The organism is Mesorhizobium jarvisii (assembly GCF_003601985.1).
GTDB classification, from domain to species: Bacteria; Pseudomonadota; Alphaproteobacteria; order Rhizobiales; family Rhizobiaceae; genus Mesorhizobium; species Mesorhizobium jarvisii.
On record NZ_QZXA01000011.1, the window covers coordinates 113,843 to 133,149 of the forward strand.

Consider the following 19,307-nt stretch of genomic DNA (forward strand, 5'->3'; position numbering starts at 1 on the left):
CTCCGGCTCGGTCGCTGCCGCACTCATTTGAAGGAAACTCACTTTGCCCATCCTGGCTGTCAACGGCGTCAGCAAGCGCTACGGAGCCCTGCAGGTTACGGACAATGTCACGCTGTCGGTTGCCAAGGGCGAAGCCCTGGGCATCATCGGCCCCAACGGCGCGGGCAAGACCACCCTGTTCAACCTGATCGCCGGCACCGTGCTGGCCGACGCCGGCACGATCGACTTCGACGGCACCGATGTCACCCGCATGCCGGCACGCCAGCGCTGCCACCACGGCATTGCCCGTTCCTTTCAGATTCCGCATCCCTTTGCCGGGATGACGACCTACGAGAACATCCTGGTGGGTGCTGCCTTCGGCCGCAAGGCATCGGAGCGCGACAGCGAGGCGAGGGCGGTAGAGGTGCTCGAACTTACCGGTCTCCGGCGCAAGGCGAATGTGCTCGCCGGCCAGCTGACGTTGTTGGAACGCAAGCGCCTGGAAATGGCTCGCGCCTTGGCAAGTGATCCCAAGCTGCTTCTGCTCGACGAGATTGCCGGCGGGCTGACCGAACCGGAATGCCTGGACCTTGTCGAGGCGATCCGGCAGGTGCGCGCCGCCGGCGTCTCGATCATCTGGATCGAGCATGTCGTCAACGCCCTGCTTGCCGTGGTCGACCGCATCGTGGTGATCGACTTCGGCCGGAAGATCGCCGACGGTGACCCGCGCGCGGTCATGGCCAGCCCGCAGGTCGCCGAAATCTACATGGGTCTGGATGCGGAGGCCGTGCATGGCTGAAACACTGCTCGCCATATGTGGGCTCAAGGCCTTCTATGGCGATTTCCAGGCCTTGTTCGGTGTTGACCTCGAGCTCGGGGCCGGTGAGGTGTTGGCGCTTATCGGCGCCAACGGAGCCGGAAAATCGACGCTGCTCAAGGCGATCACCGGGCTGGTGCCCTGCAGCTCGGACATGGTGCTGCTGCGCGGCGAGCCGATCGGCGGCGAGCGGCCTGACCGTATCGCGCGGCGCGGCATCGCCCTGGTGCCGGAAGGGCGCCGCTTGTTCCGCTCGCTCAGCGTCGAGGAGAATCTGGTGATCGGCGGCGAGCGCGCCAAACCCGGCCGCTGGACGCTCGACGCGGTCTACCAGCTGTTTCCGATCCTTGGCGAGCGGCGGCGCAGACCCGGCACGGCGCTGTCGGGCGGCCAGCAGCAGATGGTCGCCATCGGCCGTGCCTTGATGGCCAATCCCGACATCATCCTGTTCGACGAAATCTCGCTTGGGCTGGCACCGGTGGTCATCAAGGATATCTACGCCGCCTTGCGCCCAATTGCCGCCACCGGCGTCTCGATCATCCTGGTCGAGCAGGACGTCTCGCGGGCGCTTGGCGTCGCCAAGACATTCGTCTGCCTGCAAGAGGGCAAGGTATCGCTTGCGGGCCGTCCCGCCGAGCATGACCGCGCGGCGATCACCGCCGCCTATTTCGGGATGCATCGCTGATGGACTGGGTCAACGCCATCGTCCAGGGCGTGCTGCTCGGCGGGCTCTATGCGCTGTTCGCCGCCGGCCTGTCGCTGATCTTCGGCGTCATGCGGCTGGTCAACATTGCCCATGGCGATCTGATCGTGCTCGCTGCCTATATCGCCCTGGTCGTGGTGCACGCGACCGGCCTTCACCCGCTGGCGTCGGCCATCATCGTCGTACCGCTCATGGCGGCGATCGGCTACGGCCTGCAGCGCCTGCTGCTCAACCCGACGATCGGCAAGGATCTCTTGTCGCCGCTGCTCGTCACCTTCGGCATCTCGGTCATCCTGCAGAACGGCTTGCTGGCGACTTTTACGGCCGACAGTCGGCGGTTGGCCGCCGGTGCGCTGGAAACGGCCAGCATCCAGGTGCTGCCGGGCCTGAGCCTGGGCATCCTGCCGCTCTTCATGTTCGCGGTGTCGGTGCTGCTCATTTTCGGTCTCGAATGGATTTTCTACCGGACCAGTCTCGGCCGAGCCTTCCGCGCGACCTCCGATGACGCTGAGATCGCGCAGCTGATGATGATCGACCGCCGCCATATCTTCGGCATGGCGATGGCGCTGTCGGCTGGGGTGGTGGCGATCGCCGGCATCTTCCTCGCCATCCGCACCAATTTCGACCCGTCATCCGGCCCAACGCGGCTGCTGTTTGGTTTCGAGGCTGTCATCATCGGCGGGCTCGGCAATCTGTGGGGCACGCTCGCCGGCGGCATCGTGCTTGGCGTCGCGCAGGGGATCGGTGCGCAGATCTCGCCAGGCTGGCAGATCCTTGCCGGCCATCTCGTCTTCTTCCTGGTGCTTGCGCTGCGGCCGAAAGGCCTGTTCCCGAGGATGGACTGATGCACGCCGGTTTCTCGATCGAGCGCTCCACCGCGACCAGCCGGGTGACCGCGATTGCAACCCTTGTCCTTCTTGTCGGCCTTGTCGCGGCACCCTGGTGGGCGGATCGCGCCAACATCCGGCTGCTAGGCGAGATCTATTCCTTCATCGCGCTGGCCAGCCTCTGGAACCTGCTTGCCGGCTATACCGGCCTGGTCTCTGTCGGCCAGCAGGCCTATGTCGGCTTCGGCGGCTATGCGCTGTTTGCGCTCGCCATGTTCCTTGGCGTCCATCCGTTGCTGGCGATCCTGCTCGCCGGTGTGCTGGGCGCACTGATCGCCATTCCACTCGCACCGCTGCTGTTTCGCCTGCAGGGCGCCTATTTTGCCATCGGCACCTGGGCCCTGGCCGAAGTCTTCCGTCTCGGTTTCGCCCAGCTCTCGGTGCTCGGCGGCGGCTCTGGAACCAGCCTCACCGCGAGCGTCGTCACCGGCATCGCGGCCAACCGCGACGTGCGCGAAATGCTGGTCTACTGGACGGCGCTGGCGCTCGCCCTCGCGGCGTTGGCCTTCGTCATCCTGCTGCTGCGCTCGCGCATGGGGTTGGCGCTGACGGCGCTGCGCGACAGCGAGATCGCCTCTGAAAGCCTCGGCATCGACATCTGGCGCAGTAAGCTTTTCGTCTATGTCGCAGTCGCCGGACTGACCTCGATGACGGGCGCCTTCATCTTCCTGCAGAAGCTACGCATCTCGCCGGATGCCGCCTTCAGTGTCAACGACTGGACGGCCTATGTCATCTTCATCGCTGTCATTGGCGGCATCGGCACCATCGAAGGCCCGATCGTCGGCACGATCCTGTTCTTCCTGCTGCGCGAGACCCTGTCCGACCTCGGAACCACCTACCTGTTGATCCTCGGCGCGGTCGCCATCCTCGTCATGCTGAAAGCCCCGAAAGGGCTATGGGGCATCCTCGCGTCGAAGACCGGCCTCTCGCTGGTGCCCACACGCCGGCGCGTAGCCTTTCAGGACCAGTAGAACAATCGTCGCTTCCCGTGCAAGGAAAGGACCAGCCCGTGGCCGACCTGTCGAAGAAAGTCATCATCACCTGTGCCGTCACCGGCGGCATCCACACGCCGACCATGTCGGATGCGCTGCCTTTCACGCCGGACGACATTGCCCGCCAGTCGATCGAAGCGGCCGAGGCAGGTGCCTCGATCCTGCATCTGCACGCACGCGATCCGAAGGATGGCCGTCCAACGCCGGACCCGGCGGTGTTCATGCAGTTCCTGCCGCGCATCAAGCAGGCGACCGACGCGGTCATCAACGTCACCACCGGCGGCGGCCTCAACATGAGCGTCGAGCAGCGGCTGGCCGCTCCTCTCTTGGCCAAGCCGGAAATGTGCTCGCTCAACATGGGCTCGATGAATTTCGGCATCTACCCGCTCGCCGACCGCTATTCGTCGTGGAAGTATGAGTGGGAGGAACCGTATCTGCGCGGCACTGACGACTTCATCTTTCGCAACACGTTTCGCGACATCGAGCGCATCCTGAAATTGCTCGGAGACGGCCACGGCACCAGGTTCGAGCATGAATGCTACGATGTCGGCCATCTCTACAGTCTGGCGCATTTCGTCGATCGCGGCCTGGTGAAGCCGCCTTTCTTCGTCCAGATGATCTTCGGCATTCTCGGCGGCATCGGCCCCGACATGGACAATCTCACCTTCATGAAGCACAAGGCCGACAAGCTGTTCGGTTCGGACTATCGCTGGTCGGTGCTGGCTGCCGGCCGCTTCCAGATGCCATTCGCCACCCAGGCCGCCATGCTCGGCGGTTCGGTGCGGGTCGGGCTGGAGGACTCGCTTTATATCGGCCGCGGCAAGCTTGCGGGCTCGAACGCCGAACAGGTTCGCAAGATCCGCGCCATCCTGACCGAACTCGGCCACGAGATCGCCACCCCGTCGGAGGCCCGCGCGATACTGGGATTGAAGGGCGGCGATCTGGTTGGCTTTTGAGACCGCGCCGCGGTTGGATCGCATTCGCGCCAACCGTCGAACAGACGAGCACCAAGGATATGAGGTGATCGGTACGCTGTTCAGCGCCGTGAACATGAAGATAGTTATCGTCCGGCTACTCGACTCGCGTCAGGTAACCGGCGGTCACACTCGGGCCTGGAATGATCGCGACGATTTTCATCTGGGCAATCATGCGTTTCATCGCCGCGTCGAGATGCGTTTCCAGCATCGCGGCGGCTGCTGTCACCGCACCGCGGATGAGAAGCTCCACAATCAGGCGCAGTTCGGTGATGACCGTCGGATCACCGGGAAGCCCGAGCTTGCGCAGCAGCCGCTCGGACGCGCCGACGGGAAGCAGGTTGTTGCGAATGAGCTCGCGCAATTGCTCGTTCTCCGTGGTCAGTATGCAGGTTTCGATCAGCCGCGTTTGAAGCTCCTCGATGTTCTTCAGGTGATCGGTGGTATCCAGTTCCTCAAGGGTCACAAGCTGGCTGAAGAGCTTTGTCAGTCTGTCGCGGTCGATGAGCGGCGCACCCGCCAGCAGCGACGACGGCTCCAGCATGCGGCGGAGCGCAAAGTGATCCTTGATCGTCTGGGCGGTGAGGGGGCCGGCCATCCAATGGGAACTCTGGTTCTTGCGCACGAGGCCACGTTCCTGCAGGCGGCTGAGGACGTCTCGCACCACCGTACGGCTGACATTGAAGTGATTGGCGATTTCTATCTCGATGATCCGGTACTTGCCGAAAACGACGCAGCCGGCGACGTCGGCTTCGACCGTGTTGTAGATGCGCTCCCAGGACGAGCGGCTCTGAAGCGCTTCATCGGCATGCTGCAGAACGACAAGGCCGAGCGACTTTATGTCGGTGCGGTTGGGCACGACATCGCGACCTTGCGGGCCGACAAGAAAACCTCTGCCCTTGAAGCGATGGACAAGGCCTTCGGCTTCGAGGCGTAGAAGTGCGCGCTGAACGGGAGCCCGAGAGATCTGAAGGATTTCCGCGATCGGTCCTTCAAGAAGAACCAGCCCGCGAGGAAGCAACCCGTCCTTAATATTGTTGCGCAGCACATCTTCTGCAATTTCGTAGCGCCGCTGCGTGTTCTGGCCTGCATTGCTGCGTGTCATGGCGAGAGGCGTTCTCCGTCTTTGACCCTGATGAGAACAGGAAATTGGATGCCTGTGTGTACGCTATTTTGCGAACGTTTCACATCGACAAATAATGACTTTTGCATACAAAATCTGAAAAGCCAGAGTGGCAACGCCAAAATTTTCGGCGCGCGTAATAGTTGGCATGGCGCTTGCTTTGAACCCATGGCAGTCAGCGAATCTGCGCTTGAGAGTGAGGTTCGTGCCGTAAATTTAGGCTCTGTTTGCACCAAACAGGCAGCGTTTTCGCATTGCCTGGGCATAAATTGTTGCTCCGTTACAAGCCTATTGATCATTTCGATAGGGGAAAGCCGTTTGTGAAATGTCGATGCAGGCGCCAGCGCCGGTCAGCCATTTGACGCGATGCGCTCAAAATAGCGAAATGCTAAAAAGCCTATTGAATACAAAAATCATTTATGTCATATAATTTTGAAGCGGATGCCGGAAGAAGCATCCCGAGGTGGATGAGCACAACCACAAGAAACGGATTGCTTCAATGCGCGCAGATCATGCGCGCAACCGCTATCGGCTTGCCCGTTCGCGGAAACGTTTCCGCGTCACCACGCGGTGACGTAAGCGACAGTTTACTTGCGAGAAACCGGCAGGGAAATCGTGGCGGCAGTTTTGCAGCTCTCTCAGGTGACAAAGGCGTACGGCGCGCTGCGGGCGCTCGACGGCATCGATATCTCGCTGCCGGACAATGCCTACATCTCGCTTCTCGGTCCGAGTGGATCGGGCAAGACAATCCTGTTACGCGTGATTGCCGGCTTCGAGGCTCCCGATAGCGGCAGCATCCTTTTCAAGGGCGAACGCGTCGAAGCGGTTCCGCCGCATCGCCGCAACATCGGCTTCGTGTTCCAGAATTTCGCTCTGTTCCCGCACCTGTCCGTCGCGGGTAACATAGCTTTCGGTCTGGAGAACCGGGAATTGAATCCAATCACGGATTCGGCCGTCGTTCGCGCCAGGGTCAAGGATATCGTCGCTCTGGTCGGTCTGACCGGTCTTGAAGACCGAGGCGTCGCGCAGATTTCAGGCGGCCAGCGTCAGCGCGTGGCGCTGGCCCGAACATTGATAACCGAGCCGTCGCTGGTCCTGCTGGACGAGCCGCTTGGCGCGCTCGATGCCAATTTGCGCACGCGCATGCGCGCCGAGCTGCGGGCGATCCGCGAGCGCTGCGGCGTAACGTTTCTGCATGTGACCGGCAGCGAAACCGAGGCACTGGCAATGGGTGACACCGTACTCGTGCTGGATCGCGGACGCATCGCGCAGGCTGACGACGCCGACACCGTCTACAACCGGCCGCGGTCCGCGGCCGTGGCACGATTTCTCAATTGCTACAATCTTTTCGAGGGACAGCTCTCGAAGGACGATTTCATCAGTCCGGTGGGAAGGTTTCCGTTGCAGGGGCAGAAGGCCGATGTGCGCGGTCAACCAGCCTATGCCATCCGTTACGATCGGATCTCCGTCAGGCCGCTCGCGGCCCCTGTTACAGCGGAGGAAGTCCGCATCGAGGGCACGTTCATCGCCGACGAGTATTCGGGCGCGGCCATCAATTCGTTTTTCTCGCTCGATGACGGGCGCGTGATCGAGGTCGAGTCCCATCTCAGCCAGGCCGCGCCACAGACCTGTGTGCCGCACGGCCGCTACGCCCTCGTCTGGAAACGCCAGAATGCACTTGTCTATGCATGAAACGCGCTTGGGTCCTGTGTCTGCCTGCGGAATGGAGATTGTGAACGATGGCGATGACTGCCGCCACGGCTGAACCGGCGTCCGCCGACCGGCCCGCAAGGAAAATGCCCGACAGGACGTTGTGGCTGCTTGCGCCTGGCGTGATCTGGATGGTTCTTTTTCTCGTCGTGCCGATTCTGATGATGGTTTACGTCTCGTTCTGGACGCAGACCACATTTGCGATCACGCCGACGCTGACGATCAAGAGCTGGGTGATGTTTTTCTCCAGCGACACCTATCTCAGCGCGCTTTGGACGACAATTCGCATCTGGCTCATCGTCCTGGCGGCAACCCTGATCGTCGGTTATCCGGCTGCCCTCTTCGTCGGGCTGTTCGTGCGCAACAAGACCGTGCAGACGGTGCTCTTGGTGCTCTGTGTCATTCCGTTCTGGACGTCGTTTCTGATCCGCGTTCTTGCCTGGCGTCCGATGCTCGGCAAGGAGGGCGCAATCAACCTCATTCTTCAGGGTGTCGGGCTCATCAACAAGCCGATCGAGGTGCTGCTGTTTTCCGAGCTGTCGGTCATTATCGGCATGACGCAGATCTATTGCGTGTTCATGGTCGGGCCGATCGCCTTCATGATGGGCCGCATCGACCAAAGCGTCATTGAAGCCGCGCAGGACCTCGGTGCCGGCTTCTGGCGGATTTTCCGCACCATCATCCTGCCGTTGTCGATGCCAGGCGTCGTGGTCGGCGCGATCTTCGTGTCCGTGATGGTGCTTGGCGAATTCGCGACGTCCGCGGCCTTGTCCGGCCGCAAGGTCAATCTCCTGGGCAACATCATCGTGACGCAGGTCGGGTCGCTGAAATGGGCCTTCGCGGCGGTCGCGGGTGTGGTCCTGACCATCCTGATGGGCATCGTCGTGGCTGCGCTGCTGCGTGTGGTCGATCTCAGGAAGGAGCTCTGATCATGCAGGCAAGCGGCACGAAGCTGGTTCTTGGCATCTACACGACACTGTTCCTCGTGTTCCTTTACGGTCCGATGGTGGTTCTCGCGATCCTGTCCTTCCAGACAGGACCGGAAGGCGGTCCGCAATTTCCGATCATCGAATGGTCGGTCTATTGGTACAAGCATCTGTTTGGCATGACGCCGCCGACGCGCATCGCGCCGTTGCCGATCGAGGAGGCGCTCGTACGCTCGCTCGTCCTGGCGGTGATGACGATGATCGTCTCGACCGTTCTCGGGGTCACCTCGGCACAGGCATTCCGCAAGAAATTCACCGGCTCCGGTTTTGCTTTCTACCTGATCGTGCTCGGTATGATGGTGCCCGGTGTGCTGGTCGGGCTCGGCATGGCGCTGATCGCCAATGCACTGGGTATCGACCGGCACTGGTGGGGGACGACCTTCGTGCTGCACGTCGTCTACACCTACCCCTTCGCGTTCCTGGTGATGCTGGCAATCCTCAACCGCTTCGACCAGAACGTCGAGGAGGCCTCCTGGTCGCTTGGCGTGTCGCCGGTGAAAACGTTCGGCAAAGTGACGTTTCCGCTGATCTTTCCGGGCGTCCTCTCGGCCATGCTGTTCGCCTTCACGCTGTCCTACGACGAGTTTTCGCGCACCCTGTTTGCGTCGGGCCGTGACCTGACGTTGCCACTCGCAATCTACGGAACGTTCTCGGTGGAGGTCCATCCGAACGTCTTTGCGTTCGGTGTGCTGACGACGCTGTTCTCCTTCGCACTGCTTGGCACCTATGCGGCGCTGATGATGCTGTCGATCCGCCGTGCCCGCCGGGTGGCCATCCAGGAGGAGGCATGATGCCCGGCGAGACAGCGAGCGCAATCGTAACCGGCGCCGGTTCCGGGATCGGCAGGGCAATAGCCATCCGGCTCGCCGCAGATGGCTACGCCGTACTGGTCAACGACCTCGATCTCGGGCGCGCCCAAGCGGTGGTTTCGGAGATTGCCGTCTCTGGCGCAAAGGCTGTCGCTGCCGCCGGCGACGTCTCATCCGAAGTGGACGCAAGGGCCATCCATGCGGCGGCCGTGGCGGCCTTCGGCGACACGGACCTGCTGATCAACAATGCCGGCATCGTGCATCAGTCGCTGTTTGAAAATCTCGAAATAGCGGATTTCGACCGGATGTTTGCGGTGCATGTCCGCGGAACCTTCCTGATGACGAAGATGGTTCTGCCGGCGATGCTGAAGGCCGGCAAGGGCGCCGTCATCAATGTCGCGTCGCAGCTTGGCCAGGTCGGGGGTATCGAGCTTTCGCATTACGCGGCCGCCAAATCCGCGATCATTGGCATGACCAAGTCGCTGGCCCGTGAGGTGTCGAGCCGCGGCGTGCGCGTCAATGCGGTTGCGCCTGGGCCCATCAACACACCGCTTGTTCGGGAACTGTCGCAGGAATGGCGCACCCGCAAGGCATCCGAGCTGCCGCTTGGCCGTTTCGGCGAGCCTGAGGAGGTGGCGGCAACCGTTGCCTTTCTTGCGTCGCCGCAGGCCAGCCTGTTTGTCGGACAGACGCTCGGTCCGAATTCCGGCGACGTGATGCTGTGAGCGAGGACATGACGATCATGACTGACACGCTGCTCTCTTCCCGTGTTGTTCTCATCACCGGCGCTGGCATCGGCATCGGGCATGCGACAGCCAAGGCCTTCGCGGCACTTGGCGACCATGTCGTCGTCACCGATGTGCTGGAGCGCGAGGGCAACGACACGGTCGAGGCCATCCGGATGGCTGGTGGTTCGGCTGAATTCCATGCGCTGGACGTGCGTTCGACGTCGGCCGTCGATGCGCTGGTCGCCAATGTGGAGGCGCGTCTGGGCCGGATCGACGTAGTCGTTGCCAATGCCGGTATCGCCCACAAGGCGCCGCTCGAAACGCTTGACGACGACAAGTGGGACCTGACGTTCGATATCGATCTGAAGGGTATCTTCCGAGTTGCGCGTGCTGCGGTCCCCGCAATGAAGGCACGAAGATCCGGCGCCATCGTCGCGCTCTCCTCGATCATGGGGACGTCCTACGGCTGGGACGAGCATGTGCACTATTCCGCCGCCAAGGCCGGCGTCGTCGGCCTGGTGCGCGCCCTTGCCGTGGAACTCGCCCGTGACGGCATCCGCGTCAACGGCATGGCGCCTGGCTACATCCGCACCGCCCAGCTGCTGTCGGAGGAAAATTCGCTGGGCGCGGCGGGCGCCGAAGCCGCCGGCACCTTCATTCCAATGGGGCGCATCGGCGAACCCGAGGAAATCGCAGACGTGATCACGTTCCTTGCATCACACGGCGCGAGATACATGACCGGTCAGACGCTGGTCGTGGACGGCGGCCTCCTTGTGGGCCGGTACTAGCACACGACGTCCTCCGAAAATCCTCAACGGCCTTTCGGAATTATTCGCCAGAGCAACGGATCAGGGTGTCCACAAGGGGACGCTCCGGGGAACACAAGAACAACTGGAGACAAAGCAATGTCAGTTTCGTCAGAAATCAATCGTCGTTCACTGTTGAAGCGTTCCGCGGGCGCCATGGCGCTTGCGATGGGAGGCGGTACGCATTTCCTGTCTTCAAGCGCCGCTTATGCGCAAAGCACAGCACTTGCGTCCGAGCAGCTGCGCACCATCGGTCTTTCGGTGACCGTTCAGGAACGCATCCTGGCCGACTTCAAAAAGGCAAGCGGCGTCGGCTCGACCTCGGGCACGGCGGCAACCTTCCCGGATGCGCAGACCAAGATCCTGTCCGGCTCCAAGGACTATGACGTCTGGGAAACCATTGGCGAGCGTCTGCCGTCCGTCGTCATGACCGACAATGCCGATCCGATCGCGACGTCGGCGCTGAAGAACTGGTCGAACATCCGTGACATCTTCAAGAAGCCCGATCCGAAGTGGCCTGCCTCGGCGCAGATCGTCGGACAGATCTGGACCGACGACACACAGACGGCGTTGTGGATGGTGCCCTTCGGTCTTCAACTTCGATTCCGTTGGCTACAATCCCGACATCGTTTCCGAGGAAGAAGCAAACAGCTGGACGGCGATTTTCGATTCCAAGTGGAAGGGCAAGTCTGGCCTCAACACCGACCCATTGACCGCTTTCGGCCAAGCCGTGATGGCGATGAACACGCTTGGCCTCTCGGATGTGAAGAACCCGGGCAATGCATCGGCGGCCGAGATCGACGAAGCTGCGAAATTCCTGATTTCCAAGAAGAAGGACGGCCAGTTCCGCGCACTTTGGGGCGATTTCGGCGAACTCGTCAACTTCCTCGCCTCCGGCGAAATCGTCGTGTGCGACGCCTGGCAGCCGGCCGTCATGGCTGTCAAGGCACAGGGCAAGGCGTGCAAATACGCCATTCCCAAGGAAGGCTATCGCGGCTGGTCGATCGGCAACACCATGCTGAAGGGCACGCCGAACAAGGCTGCCGTCGAAGCTTACGCCGACTACTGGCTGTCGGGTCCTCCGGGCATCATCGTTTCCGAGCAGGGCTACTATTCGCCGACGACCAACATCAAAGAGGTCATGTCGCCGGAAAAATATGCCTTCTGGTATGAAGGCAAGCCTTGGGTCGGCGCCACGGAGCGCGGCATCAAGGAAGGCGATCTGCGTGACGGCGGTTCACTCGAAACGCGCGCGGCCAACGTCGCCTACTGGCACCAATGGCCGGAAGAATATGATCACCTGGTGCAGAAGTGGGATGAGTTCCTGAGCGCCTGATATCTGACGGGGCGGGCGATCAGCCTTGCTTGCCCGGCCCAACCTTTTTTTGCGAAGCGAGTGCGATGATTTACGATCTCGAACTGTACAGGATTGGCAAGGTTTACGACAGCGGCACGCCAGCCGTGATCGACTTCAACCTGTCCGTCAGCAAGGGCGAGTTCATCGCTTTCCTCGGCCCGTCGGGCTGCGGCAAGACAACGACCCTGCGAATGATCGCCGGGTTCGAGAGCATTTCCTCCGGCGACATGATGGTCAAGGGCGTTCGCATCAACGACATGCGGCCTGCCGACCGCCCGACATCAATGATCTTTCAGAACTACGCCTTGTTCCCGCACATGACGGTCCGCCGCAATGTCGGCTATGGCCTCGAGGTCAAGGGGATGGCGAAGGCCGAGCGTGACGCCAAGGTCGATCGCATGCTTTCGAAGCTTGGTCTGGACGATATTGCCGAGAAAAAAACCGACAGGCTTTCCGGCGGCCAGCGCCAGCGCATCGCGCTCGCCCGCGGCCTGGTGGTCGAGCCGGATATTCTTCTTCTGGACGAGCCGCTGGGCGCGCTCGATGCCAATCTGCGCAAAGCCATCCAGAACGAGTTGAAGCTGCTGCAAAGGACGCTTGGCATCACCTTCGTGTTCGTGACGCATGCGCAGTCGGAAGCCCTGGCGCTATCCGATCGCGTCGTGGTGATGAACCAGGGCCGGGTCGAACAGATCAGCCCGCCGCATCAGCTCTATACGCGTCCCAACACCCCGTTTGTTGCCCGGTTTATCGGCCGCAACACGATCTTCACTGGCGCGGTCAGGGGCATTGAAGACGGGCGCACCATAGTCGACACGCCACTTGGAACGCTTGCCGGCAGCGCCAATGGCGACATGAGCCCTGGCGCCGCGGTCAATGTCGTCATTCCGGCCGAAGCCATGGAAGTTCATACATTGAGCAGCGTCACCCGCGCTGCGATCTCCAGGCAGTCTGGCGGCAATGTCATCGACGCCAAAGTCAGCCGCTTCGATGTCGTCGGCCACATTTCCCATCTTTCGGTCGAGTTGCCGGATGGGCGGGCGATCGCGCTCGAGGCACATATCGACAAGTATCCGCCTGGCGTCTTTCCCGAGGGATCGGACATCCTGCTTGCCTGGAACCCGGGTCAGGCAACAGTCATCCCGGCGACCTGAAAGACCATCGAGCCCATAACATGGACCGGAAAACCTCAAGGAGAAAATGACGTGGCTAAGGAAATTCTGTGCAGCTTTGGCATCGATGTCGATGCAGTGGCCGGTTGGCTCGGGTCTTATGGCGGCGAGGATTCGCCAGACGATATTTCGCGCGGCCTGTTTGCCGGCGAAGTCGGCAGCATGCGCCTTTTGAAATTGTTCGAACGGTTCGGCATCAAGACCACATGGTTCATTCCCGGTCACTCGATCGAGACGTTCCCGGAACAGATGCAGGCCGTGGCGGACGCAGGCCATGAAATCGGCATCCACGGCTACACCCACGAAAACCCGATCGCGATGACACGCGAACAGGAGATCGAGGTCCTCGACAAGTGCATCGAACTGGTGACGAAACTGTCCGGCAAACGCCCGACCGGCTATGTGGCGCCATGGTGGGAGTTTTCCACCGTCACCAACGAACTGCTGCTGGAGCGCGGCATCAAGTACGATCACTCGCTGATGCACAATGATTTCACACCGTATTACGTGCGTGTCGGCGACAGCTGGACCAAGATCGACTATTCCAAAAAGCCCGCCGACTGGATGGTGCCGCTGAAGCGCGGCCATGAAACGGACCTGATCGAAATCCCGGCATCCTGGTATCTCGACGATCTGCCGCCGATGATGTTCATCAAGAAGTCACCCAACAGTCATGGCTTCGTCAATCCGCGCGATATCGAGGACATGTGGAAGGCGCAGTTCGACTGGGTCTATCGCGAAATGGACTACGCGGTCTTCCCGATCACCATCCATCCCGATGTCGCCGGCAGGCCACAGGTCCTGATGATGCTGGAACGGCTCTATGCCCATATAAGCAGTCATCCCGGCGTCAAATTCGTTACGATGAACGAGATCGCCGATGATTTCGCCAAGCGCTTTCCGCGTCGGAAATAAGGCCGATAGTGCCAGCGCCTTGTCCGTCCTGAGGTCTTTGTCATGTGTTCGCTGTGCGGAATTCTCGGAAGCAATGAGCATTGGACCGATGCGGTTGCACGTCCGGGCGTGTTCACGCGCAACACCGAGCGTGTCGACCGCCGCCGGGAGAGGGCGAAGCGCGTCCGTATCGCCAGCCGTATTCTCACCGAGTTCGGCATGACCCTGTCGGACTGGCAGGGCAGCTCGTTCCTTCTGTCGACCCGCACGGGCAAGACGGAGATGGTCGAGGATCTTGGACATCTGTGGCCGCTGGCGGAAAAGATATCCGGCCGCGTCTGCGATCCGCTGTCTCATGCTCTGATCGAGAGGCTGGAGGGCGGCGGCGATGCCTGATGCCTTCCCCGACTTCACGCCGGTCAATCTGCTGACCGGGTTTCTGGGTTCCGGCAAGACCACGCTGCTGCACCGTCTGCTGCAGGATCCGGCCCTGTCCGATACAGCGGTGCTGATCAACGAGTTCGGTGAAGTCGGTCTTGACCATCATCTGCTGGAGCGGATCGATGACACCATGGTGCTGCTGCAATCAGGCTGCGTGTGCTGCACCATCCGGGGCGAACTGGCGCAGGCGATGCGCGACCTGCAGTCCAAGCGCGAGCGCGGCATCGTGCCGCCCTTCCGGCGGCTGATCATGGAGAGCACCGGGCTTGCCGATCCGTTCCCGGTTTTGTCCACCCTCAAATCCGATCCTGTGCTGCGCCATCATTTCAAGGCGGCGAATGTGATCACCACGCTTGATGCAGTCAATGGCCTGGCACAGCTCGAAACCCATGGCGAATCGGTGCGGCAGGCGGCAATCGCCGATGCGATCGTTTTGACCAAGACCGACCTGACCGACGAGCCGGCGGTTGCCCGGCTTATGCAGCGCGTGCGCCGGATCAATCCGGATGCTCCCTTTGTCGATGCGCATGGCGATCACTTCGATATCGATCGTCTGTTGAGCGGGGCATCGGGTTCGGGTGAGGGCGCGCCTGCAAGGAGCGGCTTTTATTGCGAGGAGCCGGTGTCCGTCATTGGCGAAGCCGGCAGCGCCCATCAAAAGCCGGTGCATTCCTTCGTCATGACCATCGACGCGCGTATCGACTGGACCGCTTTCGGACTGTGGTTGACCATGCTGCTCAACAGGCACGGCGACAAGGTTCTGCGGGTCAAGGGCATCCTCAACATCGAGGGAGAGGACAACCCCGTCGCCATTCACGGCGTCCAGCATCTCGTCCATCCCCCTGTTCACATGACGGGATGGCCATCCGATGATCGCCGCTCCCGCATCGTTTTCATTGTTGACGGACTGGATGCCGATTTGATCCGACGCTCCTTTTCAGCCTTCAATCGGCTCGGGCTGCCACAACCCGCAGCCAACATCACCGAGACCGCGTAGAGGCCATGACCAAGCATCACAAGCCATCGGCGCTTTCGTCGCCAGCGGTTCACACAGAGGGTCGGCCGAAGCTTCGCATTCTCGGCACCGCCATTTCCCTGCTGGAGGAACTGCGGCTCGGCGCCGAGCGCGATCTCGGCATGGACATCGAATTCGACAATCAGGATTTCATGACGGCGCAGCACAAGGCGGCGCTGGAGCCGGACACCTATGATATTTACGACCAGTGTTTTCACAATCTCGATATCGTCTGGTACTGGCGCGCGGTGCAGCCGATCGATATCGACCGCATCGGTCTTTGGGATGAAATCACCGATCTGACCAAGACGGGGCGCATCGGTCCGAACGCGCGGATCGGCCAGGGCGATGCGCCGGTCACCAAGCTTTTCGTACAACCGAACCTTGCCTTGGACGAAAAGCCGTCGCGCTGGATTTCCATGCTGCCGACGACCCACAATTTCGACAGCTTCGCCTACAGTCCCGAGGTCGTAAGGAAAAACTCCGCGCGAATGAACTCGTGGGCAGCGCTGCTCAACGAGGAGTTTCACGGACACGCGGCGCTGGTCAACGAGCCGGCGATCGGCATTTTCGACGCGGCGCTGGCAGCCCAGGCGGCGGGCCTGATGACATTCAAAAATCTCGGCAACATGTCGGTCGAGGAGATCGACAAGCTGATGGATATTCTGGAGGCACGCAAGAAATCCGGATTTTTCAAGGGGTTCTGGAGGTCTGCCGAAGATGCCGCAGACCTGATGACCTGCGGCGACGCCGTGATCGAAAGCATGTGGTCGCTCGGCATCAGCAAGCTGGATCTGCGCGGCGTTCCCGTGGAGCTGGCAAATCCGGTGGAAGGCTACCGCGCGTGGCATGGCGGGCTATGCCTGTCCAAGCGGCTGAACGGACGCATGCTGGACGCGGCCTACGAATATCTGAACTGGTGGCTGTCAGGATGGCCGGGCGCCGTGGTCGCGCGCCAGGGCTACTACATGTCGACGCCGGAACGATCCCGGGCACACATGACGCCCGCCGAGTGGGACTACTGGTACCAGGGGCTGCCGGCGGCGAACGATCTTCCGGGACCGGATGGATTGCTTCGGGTCAAGGCGGGAGCGGTCAGAAGCGGCGGCTCCTACTGGCAGCGTGCCAATTCCATTGCCGTCTGGAACACCACCATGGACGAACACAATTATCTCGTGCGCCGCTGGATGCAATTTGTCGCGGCCTGAGCGCGCCTCAAAAAAGGAAGCATGGTCATTACACAAAAACTCAATTCCCTGTCTGTTGCCCAACTCTCGGTGATGATCCAGTCCGGTGCGGTGGACCCGGTCGAAGTGGCCGAGGCGACGTTCGACGCAATTGCCGCTCATGCCGATCCGGCTGTTTTCATCAGCCTGTTGCGCGACCGGGCAATGAGCGAGGCGGGTGCTGCCTCACGCCGGATCAGGGATGGCCGTTCACTTGGCCTTCTCGATGGCATTCCGGTTGCCTGGAAGGACCTGTTCGACATCACCGGTCTGGCGACGACGGCGGGCTCCAAGGTTCTTGCCCATACTGCGCCGGCCCTCGACGATGCCGATGTGGTTTCGCATTTGAAAGCCGCGGGCATGGTTGCCATCGGCCGCGTCAACATGAGCGAGTTTGCGTTTTCGGGGCTCGGTATCAATCCCCATTACGGCACACCGAAAAACCCCAGAAGTACGGATGTGCCGCGCATTCCGGGCGGCTCCTCGTCGGGCTCTGGCGTTGCTGTCGCGGCCGGTCTGGTTCCGGTCTCGATCGGAACCGACACCGGCGGCTCCGTGCGCATCCCGGCCGCTTTCAACGGGATTGTCGGATACAAGGCCACCCGCGGGCGCTACTCGATGCGTGGCGTCTTTCCGCTGGCGCAGAGCCTTGATGCGCTGGGGCCGCTCTGCCGCACGGTACAGGATGCCGTCTGGATCGATGCCGCCATGCGCGGCTTGTCGGCACCCTCGATAGGCCGAGGCACCCTCCAGGGACTGACCATCGTGATCCCGCAGAATGTGGTGTTCGACGATGTCCAGTCCGGCGTGTCGGACGCGTTCGAGGCCGCAACCGCCCGCCTTGCCAAGGCAGGCGTCAAAATCGTGCGGTTTGCCATTCCCGCGTTCGATGAGATTCTGGACCTGACGGCCAAGCATGGCGCGCTGGTGACGGCGGAAGCCTATGCCCTGCATCAGCAACGGCTTGCCGGCCCTGAGGCAGCCGACATGGATCCGCGCGTGGTGACCCGCACGCGGCTCGGCGCGAAGATTACCCTTGTCGACTATCTGAAAATCATCACTTCGCGCACCCGGCTGATCGGGGAGGTCGCTGGACTCGTGGATGCCGGAGCGCTGATCGCCTTCCCGACCGTCGCGCACGTGGCCCCGCCGATGGAGCCGTTGAAAACCGATGACGAGCTATTCGTCAAAACCAATATGCGCACGCTGCGCAATACGCTGCTCGGCAATTTCCTGGACTGGTGCGGCGTTTCCATACCTTGCGGCATGGGCGAGGCCGGCATGCCTGTCGGCTTCCTGCTGTCGGCGCTGCCGGCGCGCGATGAGCAACTGCTGTCGGCGGCACTTTGTGCCGAAGCGGTCATTCGCGGCGAATAGCGCTGCCGTCCAGATGAATAGGCAAGCCTTTGGTCGGGTTTTCCACCTGAAGAACAAGGAGAACGGCAATGTGCATGGCGTGTTACGTCGACGAGGCGATGAAGAGCAGAATTATTGCCTACAACGCCGAATTCCATAAGGTCACCAAGAGCCCCTACGGCAGCGACGACGAGATCGGCATGCTGAACCTCATCGATGCCGAGTCCCGCTCGGCCATCATGAGCCGCACCGATCCATCCAAGGTGTTCGATCTGTCGGTGGATCATTTCATCGGCATGCCCGGCTGGTTTGGTGCCGGCGATCAGCCATATCAGATCTGGATGACGCACACGCCGCAGGGTGAGATCGTTGCCAACGCCATGGGCGTTACCCCCGAAGCCAACAAGCTCGTCGGTTATTCCGGCGATGCTATATCGATGTACACCCATTGCGGGACCCACATCGATACCTTCAACCATTTCGGCTACAATGGTGAGATATTCAACGGCTTTACCGCGCGGGACCATCTCGGCAGCCGCGCCTGGCAAAAATGCGGACCGGAGAAATATCCGCCGATTTTTGCACGTGGCATTCTGCTGGATGTCGCGGCTCTGCACGGCGTCGATACGTTGCCGCCGAGCCATCCGATCGGCAGGGCCGATATCGAGGGCTGCCTGAAGAAGCAGGGCCTGTCGATCAAGCCCGGTGATGTCGTCCTGCTTCGTACGGGCCAAATGCTGCTGTGGCCCGACAAGGCGTTCGCCAGCAACACGCCGGGGCTTAATCGCGAAGGCGCCGAGTATCTCGCCAAGCACGGCGTGATCATGATCGGTGCCGACAATCTGACGCTGGAACAGACACCTTCGGCACATCCGGAGAATTTCTTCCCCGTTCACACCTATCTCCTGGCCGAAGCCGGCGTCCCTATTTTGGAAATGGCCCAGCTGGAGGAGCTGGCGGCGGAAAAGGTCTATGAGTTTGCCTTTTTTGGTGCCTGCATCAAGCTGCGCGGCGCCACGGGAACGCCGATGCGGCCGGTGGCGATGCCGCTTCGATAAATTGCGCGCACGCCCACGAAGCCGCGCGCTTGCAAGCAAATGTTCGCGGCCGTTCGATCGACAGCAACAGGCCAGAGCAATTCCAGGAAAAGTGTGAACGGATTTTCGTCCGGGATTGCGTCAAAACAAAGAGTTGGAGCAGTCACCGTTTCCATGAAACAGTGACTGCTTCAAGGGAACTCGAACCTCGCGCAGGCATGGGAAAGCAAGCCAACCACCAAACGGCCACATAAGTTTATTCGTTTTTGACCAATACGCGCTGGCAGATTCCTGT

The 19,307-nt window shown here is 61.3% G+C and carries 18 protein-coding genes and 1 pseudogene; 18 read left to right on the plus strand and 1 reads right to left on the minus strand.

Features of this window, described 5'->3' with window-relative positions:
• The first annotated feature begins 43 nt into the window (after positions 1 to 43).
• Genes D3242_RS26290 through kce form a run of 5 tightly spaced genes read left to right on the plus strand, consistent with a single transcriptional unit; the run spans position 44 to position 4,334 of the window.
• On the plus strand, positions 44 to 778 hold the full coding sequence (locus D3242_RS26290; protein ID WP_064986262.1) for an ABC transporter ATP-binding protein: 735 nt from the start codon (positions 44 to 46) through the stop codon (positions 776 to 778).
• A complete protein-coding gene (locus tag D3242_RS26295; RefSeq protein WP_064986264.1) occupies positions 771 to 1,481 on the plus strand; it encodes an ABC transporter ATP-binding protein in 711 nt (236 codons plus the stop codon). Before D3242_RS26290 ends, D3242_RS26295 begins: the two co-directional genes overlap by 8 nt.
• Positions 1,481 to 2,344 (plus strand): branched-chain amino acid ABC transporter permease, encoded by an 864-nt coding sequence (locus D3242_RS26300; RefSeq protein WP_019860233.1) that lies wholly within the window; start codon positions 1,481 to 1,483, stop codon positions 2,342 to 2,344. Before D3242_RS26295 ends, D3242_RS26300 begins: the two co-directional genes overlap by 1 nt.
• A complete protein-coding gene (locus D3242_RS26305) occupies positions 2,344 to 3,357 on the plus strand; it encodes a branched-chain amino acid ABC transporter permease (RefSeq protein WP_064986265.1) in 1,014 nt (337 codons plus the stop codon). The genes D3242_RS26300 and D3242_RS26305 overlap by 1 nt, the downstream gene beginning before the upstream one ends.
• 47 nt (positions 3,358 to 3,404) lie before the next feature.
• Positions 3,405 to 4,334, plus strand: coding sequence for a 3,5-dioxohexanoate:acetyl-CoA acetone transferase (gene kce, locus D3242_RS26310; RefSeq protein WP_032921294.1), 930 nt, complete (start codon positions 3,405 to 3,407; stop codon positions 4,332 to 4,334).
• Positions 4,335 to 4,449: 115 nt separating this feature from the next.
• Here the strand turns inward: kce and D3242_RS26315 are convergent, their stop codons facing one another.
• Positions 4,450 to 5,457, minus strand: coding sequence for a GntR family transcriptional regulator (locus D3242_RS26315; RefSeq protein WP_019860229.1), 1,008 nt, complete (start codon positions 5,455 to 5,457; stop codon positions 4,450 to 4,452).
• A 633-nt stretch (positions 5,458 to 6,090) separates the two neighbouring features.
• Here D3242_RS26315 and D3242_RS26320 point away from each other — a divergent pair.
• The 13 genes and pseudogenes from D3242_RS26320 (at position 6,091) to D3242_RS26380 (ending at position 19,033) form a co-directional block, all read left to right on the plus strand.
• Positions 6,091 to 7,167, plus strand: coding sequence for an ABC transporter ATP-binding protein (locus D3242_RS26320; RefSeq protein WP_027047215.1), 1,077 nt, complete (start codon positions 6,091 to 6,093; stop codon positions 7,165 to 7,167).
• A gap of 47 nt (positions 7,168 to 7,214) precedes the next feature.
• Complete coding sequence (locus D3242_RS26325; protein WP_064986268.1) at positions 7,215 to 8,114, plus strand: ABC transporter permease; 900 nt, start codon at positions 7,215 to 7,217, stop codon at positions 8,112 to 8,114.
• Between the two features lie 2 nt (positions 8,115 to 8,116).
• On the plus strand, positions 8,117 to 8,962 hold the full coding sequence (locus tag D3242_RS26330; RefSeq protein WP_064986269.1) for an ABC transporter permease: 846 nt from the start codon (positions 8,117 to 8,119) through the stop codon (positions 8,960 to 8,962).
• Positions 8,959 to 9,705 (plus strand): SDR family NAD(P)-dependent oxidoreductase, encoded by a 747-nt coding sequence (locus D3242_RS26335; protein WP_120145541.1) that lies wholly within the window; start codon positions 8,959 to 8,961, stop codon positions 9,703 to 9,705. Before D3242_RS26330 ends, D3242_RS26335 begins: the two co-directional genes overlap by 4 nt.
• A 17-nt stretch (positions 9,706 to 9,722) precedes the next feature.
• Positions 9,723 to 10,496 (plus strand): SDR family NAD(P)-dependent oxidoreductase, encoded by a 774-nt coding sequence (locus D3242_RS26340; protein WP_027047213.1) that lies wholly within the window; start codon positions 9,723 to 9,725, stop codon positions 10,494 to 10,496.
• A 117-nt stretch (positions 10,497 to 10,613) separates the two neighbouring features.
• A pseudogene (locus D3242_RS26345) lies at positions 10,614 to 11,850 on the plus strand (ABC transporter substrate-binding protein).
• A 65-nt stretch (positions 11,851 to 11,915) separates the two neighbouring features.
• Positions 11,916 to 13,025 (plus strand): ABC transporter ATP-binding protein, encoded by a 1,110-nt coding sequence (locus D3242_RS26350; RefSeq protein ID WP_019860222.1) that lies wholly within the window; start codon positions 11,916 to 11,918, stop codon positions 13,023 to 13,025.
• 51 nt (positions 13,026 to 13,076) lie between these two features.
• Positions 13,077 to 13,958, plus strand: a complete 882-nt coding sequence (locus D3242_RS26355; protein WP_019860221.1) for a polysaccharide deacetylase family protein — start codon at positions 13,077 to 13,079, stop codon at positions 13,956 to 13,958.
• Between the two features lie 42 nt (positions 13,959 to 14,000).
• The gene (locus tag D3242_RS26360; RefSeq protein WP_064986271.1) at positions 14,001 to 14,333 is read left to right on the plus strand and encodes a hypothetical protein; all 333 of its coding nucleotides are present in this window, start codon (positions 14,001 to 14,003) and stop codon (positions 14,331 to 14,333) included.
• Entirely contained in the window at positions 14,326 to 15,375 is a 1,050-nt protein-coding gene (locus D3242_RS26365; protein WP_064986273.1) for a CobW family GTP-binding protein, read from the plus strand. The genes D3242_RS26360 and D3242_RS26365 overlap by 8 nt, the downstream gene beginning before the upstream one ends.
• Before the next feature lie 5 nt (positions 15,376 to 15,380).
• Positions 15,381 to 16,601 (plus strand): ABC transporter substrate-binding protein, encoded by a 1,221-nt coding sequence (locus tag D3242_RS26370; protein ID WP_038652146.1) that lies wholly within the window; start codon positions 15,381 to 15,383, stop codon positions 16,599 to 16,601.
• Positions 16,602 to 16,622: 21 nt separating this feature from the next.
• Complete coding sequence (locus D3242_RS26375) at positions 16,623 to 17,996, plus strand: amidase (protein ID WP_394811840.1); 1,374 nt, start codon at positions 16,623 to 16,625, stop codon at positions 17,994 to 17,996.
• Positions 17,997 to 18,064: 68 nt separating this feature from the next.
• Complete coding sequence (locus D3242_RS26380; protein ID WP_038644738.1) at positions 18,065 to 19,033, plus strand: cyclase family protein; 969 nt, start codon at positions 18,065 to 18,067, stop codon at positions 19,031 to 19,033.
• Positions 19,034 to 19,307: the final 274 nt, after the last annotated feature.

Excerpts from the sequence above, each read along its gene's own strand:
- D3242_RS26305 (WP_064986265.1), top strand. The coding sequence starts at position 2,344 with ATGCACGCCGGTTTCTCGATCGAGCGCTCCACCGCGACCAGCCGGGTG.
- D3242_RS26300 (WP_019860233.1), top strand. The coding sequence starts at position 1,481 with ATGGACTGGGTCAACGCCATCGTCCAGGGCGTGCTGCTCGGCGGGCTC.
- D3242_RS26375 (WP_394811840.1), top strand. The coding sequence starts at position 16,623 with ATGGTCATTACACAAAAACTCAATTCCCTGTCTGTTGCCCAACTCTCG.
- D3242_RS26325 (WP_064986268.1), top strand. The coding sequence starts at position 7,215 with ATGGCGATGACTGCCGCCACGGCTGAACCGGCGTCCGCCGACCGGCCC.
- D3242_RS26350 (WP_019860222.1), top strand. The coding sequence starts at position 11,916 with ATGATTTACGATCTCGAACTGTACAGGATTGGCAAGGTTTACGACAGC.
- D3242_RS26380 (WP_038644738.1), top strand. The coding sequence starts at position 18,065 with ATGTGCATGGCGTGTTACGTCGACGAGGCGATGAAGAGCAGAATTATT.
- D3242_RS26335 (WP_120145541.1), top strand. The coding sequence starts at position 8,959 with ATGATGCCCGGCGAGACAGCGAGCGCAATCGTAACCGGCGCCGGTTCC.
- D3242_RS26340 (WP_027047213.1), top strand. The coding sequence starts at position 9,723 with ATGACTGACACGCTGCTCTCTTCCCGTGTTGTTCTCATCACCGGCGCT.
- D3242_RS26360 (WP_064986271.1), top strand. The coding sequence starts at position 14,001 with ATGTGTTCGCTGTGCGGAATTCTCGGAAGCAATGAGCATTGGACCGAT.
- D3242_RS26315 (WP_019860229.1), bottom strand. The coding sequence starts at position 5,457 with ATGACACGCAGCAATGCAGGCCAGAACACGCAGCGGCGCTACGAAATT.
- D3242_RS26295 (WP_064986264.1), top strand. The coding sequence starts at position 771 with ATGGCTGAAACACTGCTCGCCATATGTGGGCTCAAGGCCTTCTATGGC.
- D3242_RS26330 (WP_064986269.1), top strand. The coding sequence starts at position 8,117 with ATGCAGGCAAGCGGCACGAAGCTGGTTCTTGGCATCTACACGACACTG.
- D3242_RS26365 (WP_064986273.1), top strand. The coding sequence starts at position 14,326 with ATGCCTGATGCCTTCCCCGACTTCACGCCGGTCAATCTGCTGACCGGG.
- D3242_RS26370 (WP_038652146.1), top strand. The coding sequence starts at position 15,381 with ATGACCAAGCATCACAAGCCATCGGCGCTTTCGTCGCCAGCGGTTCAC.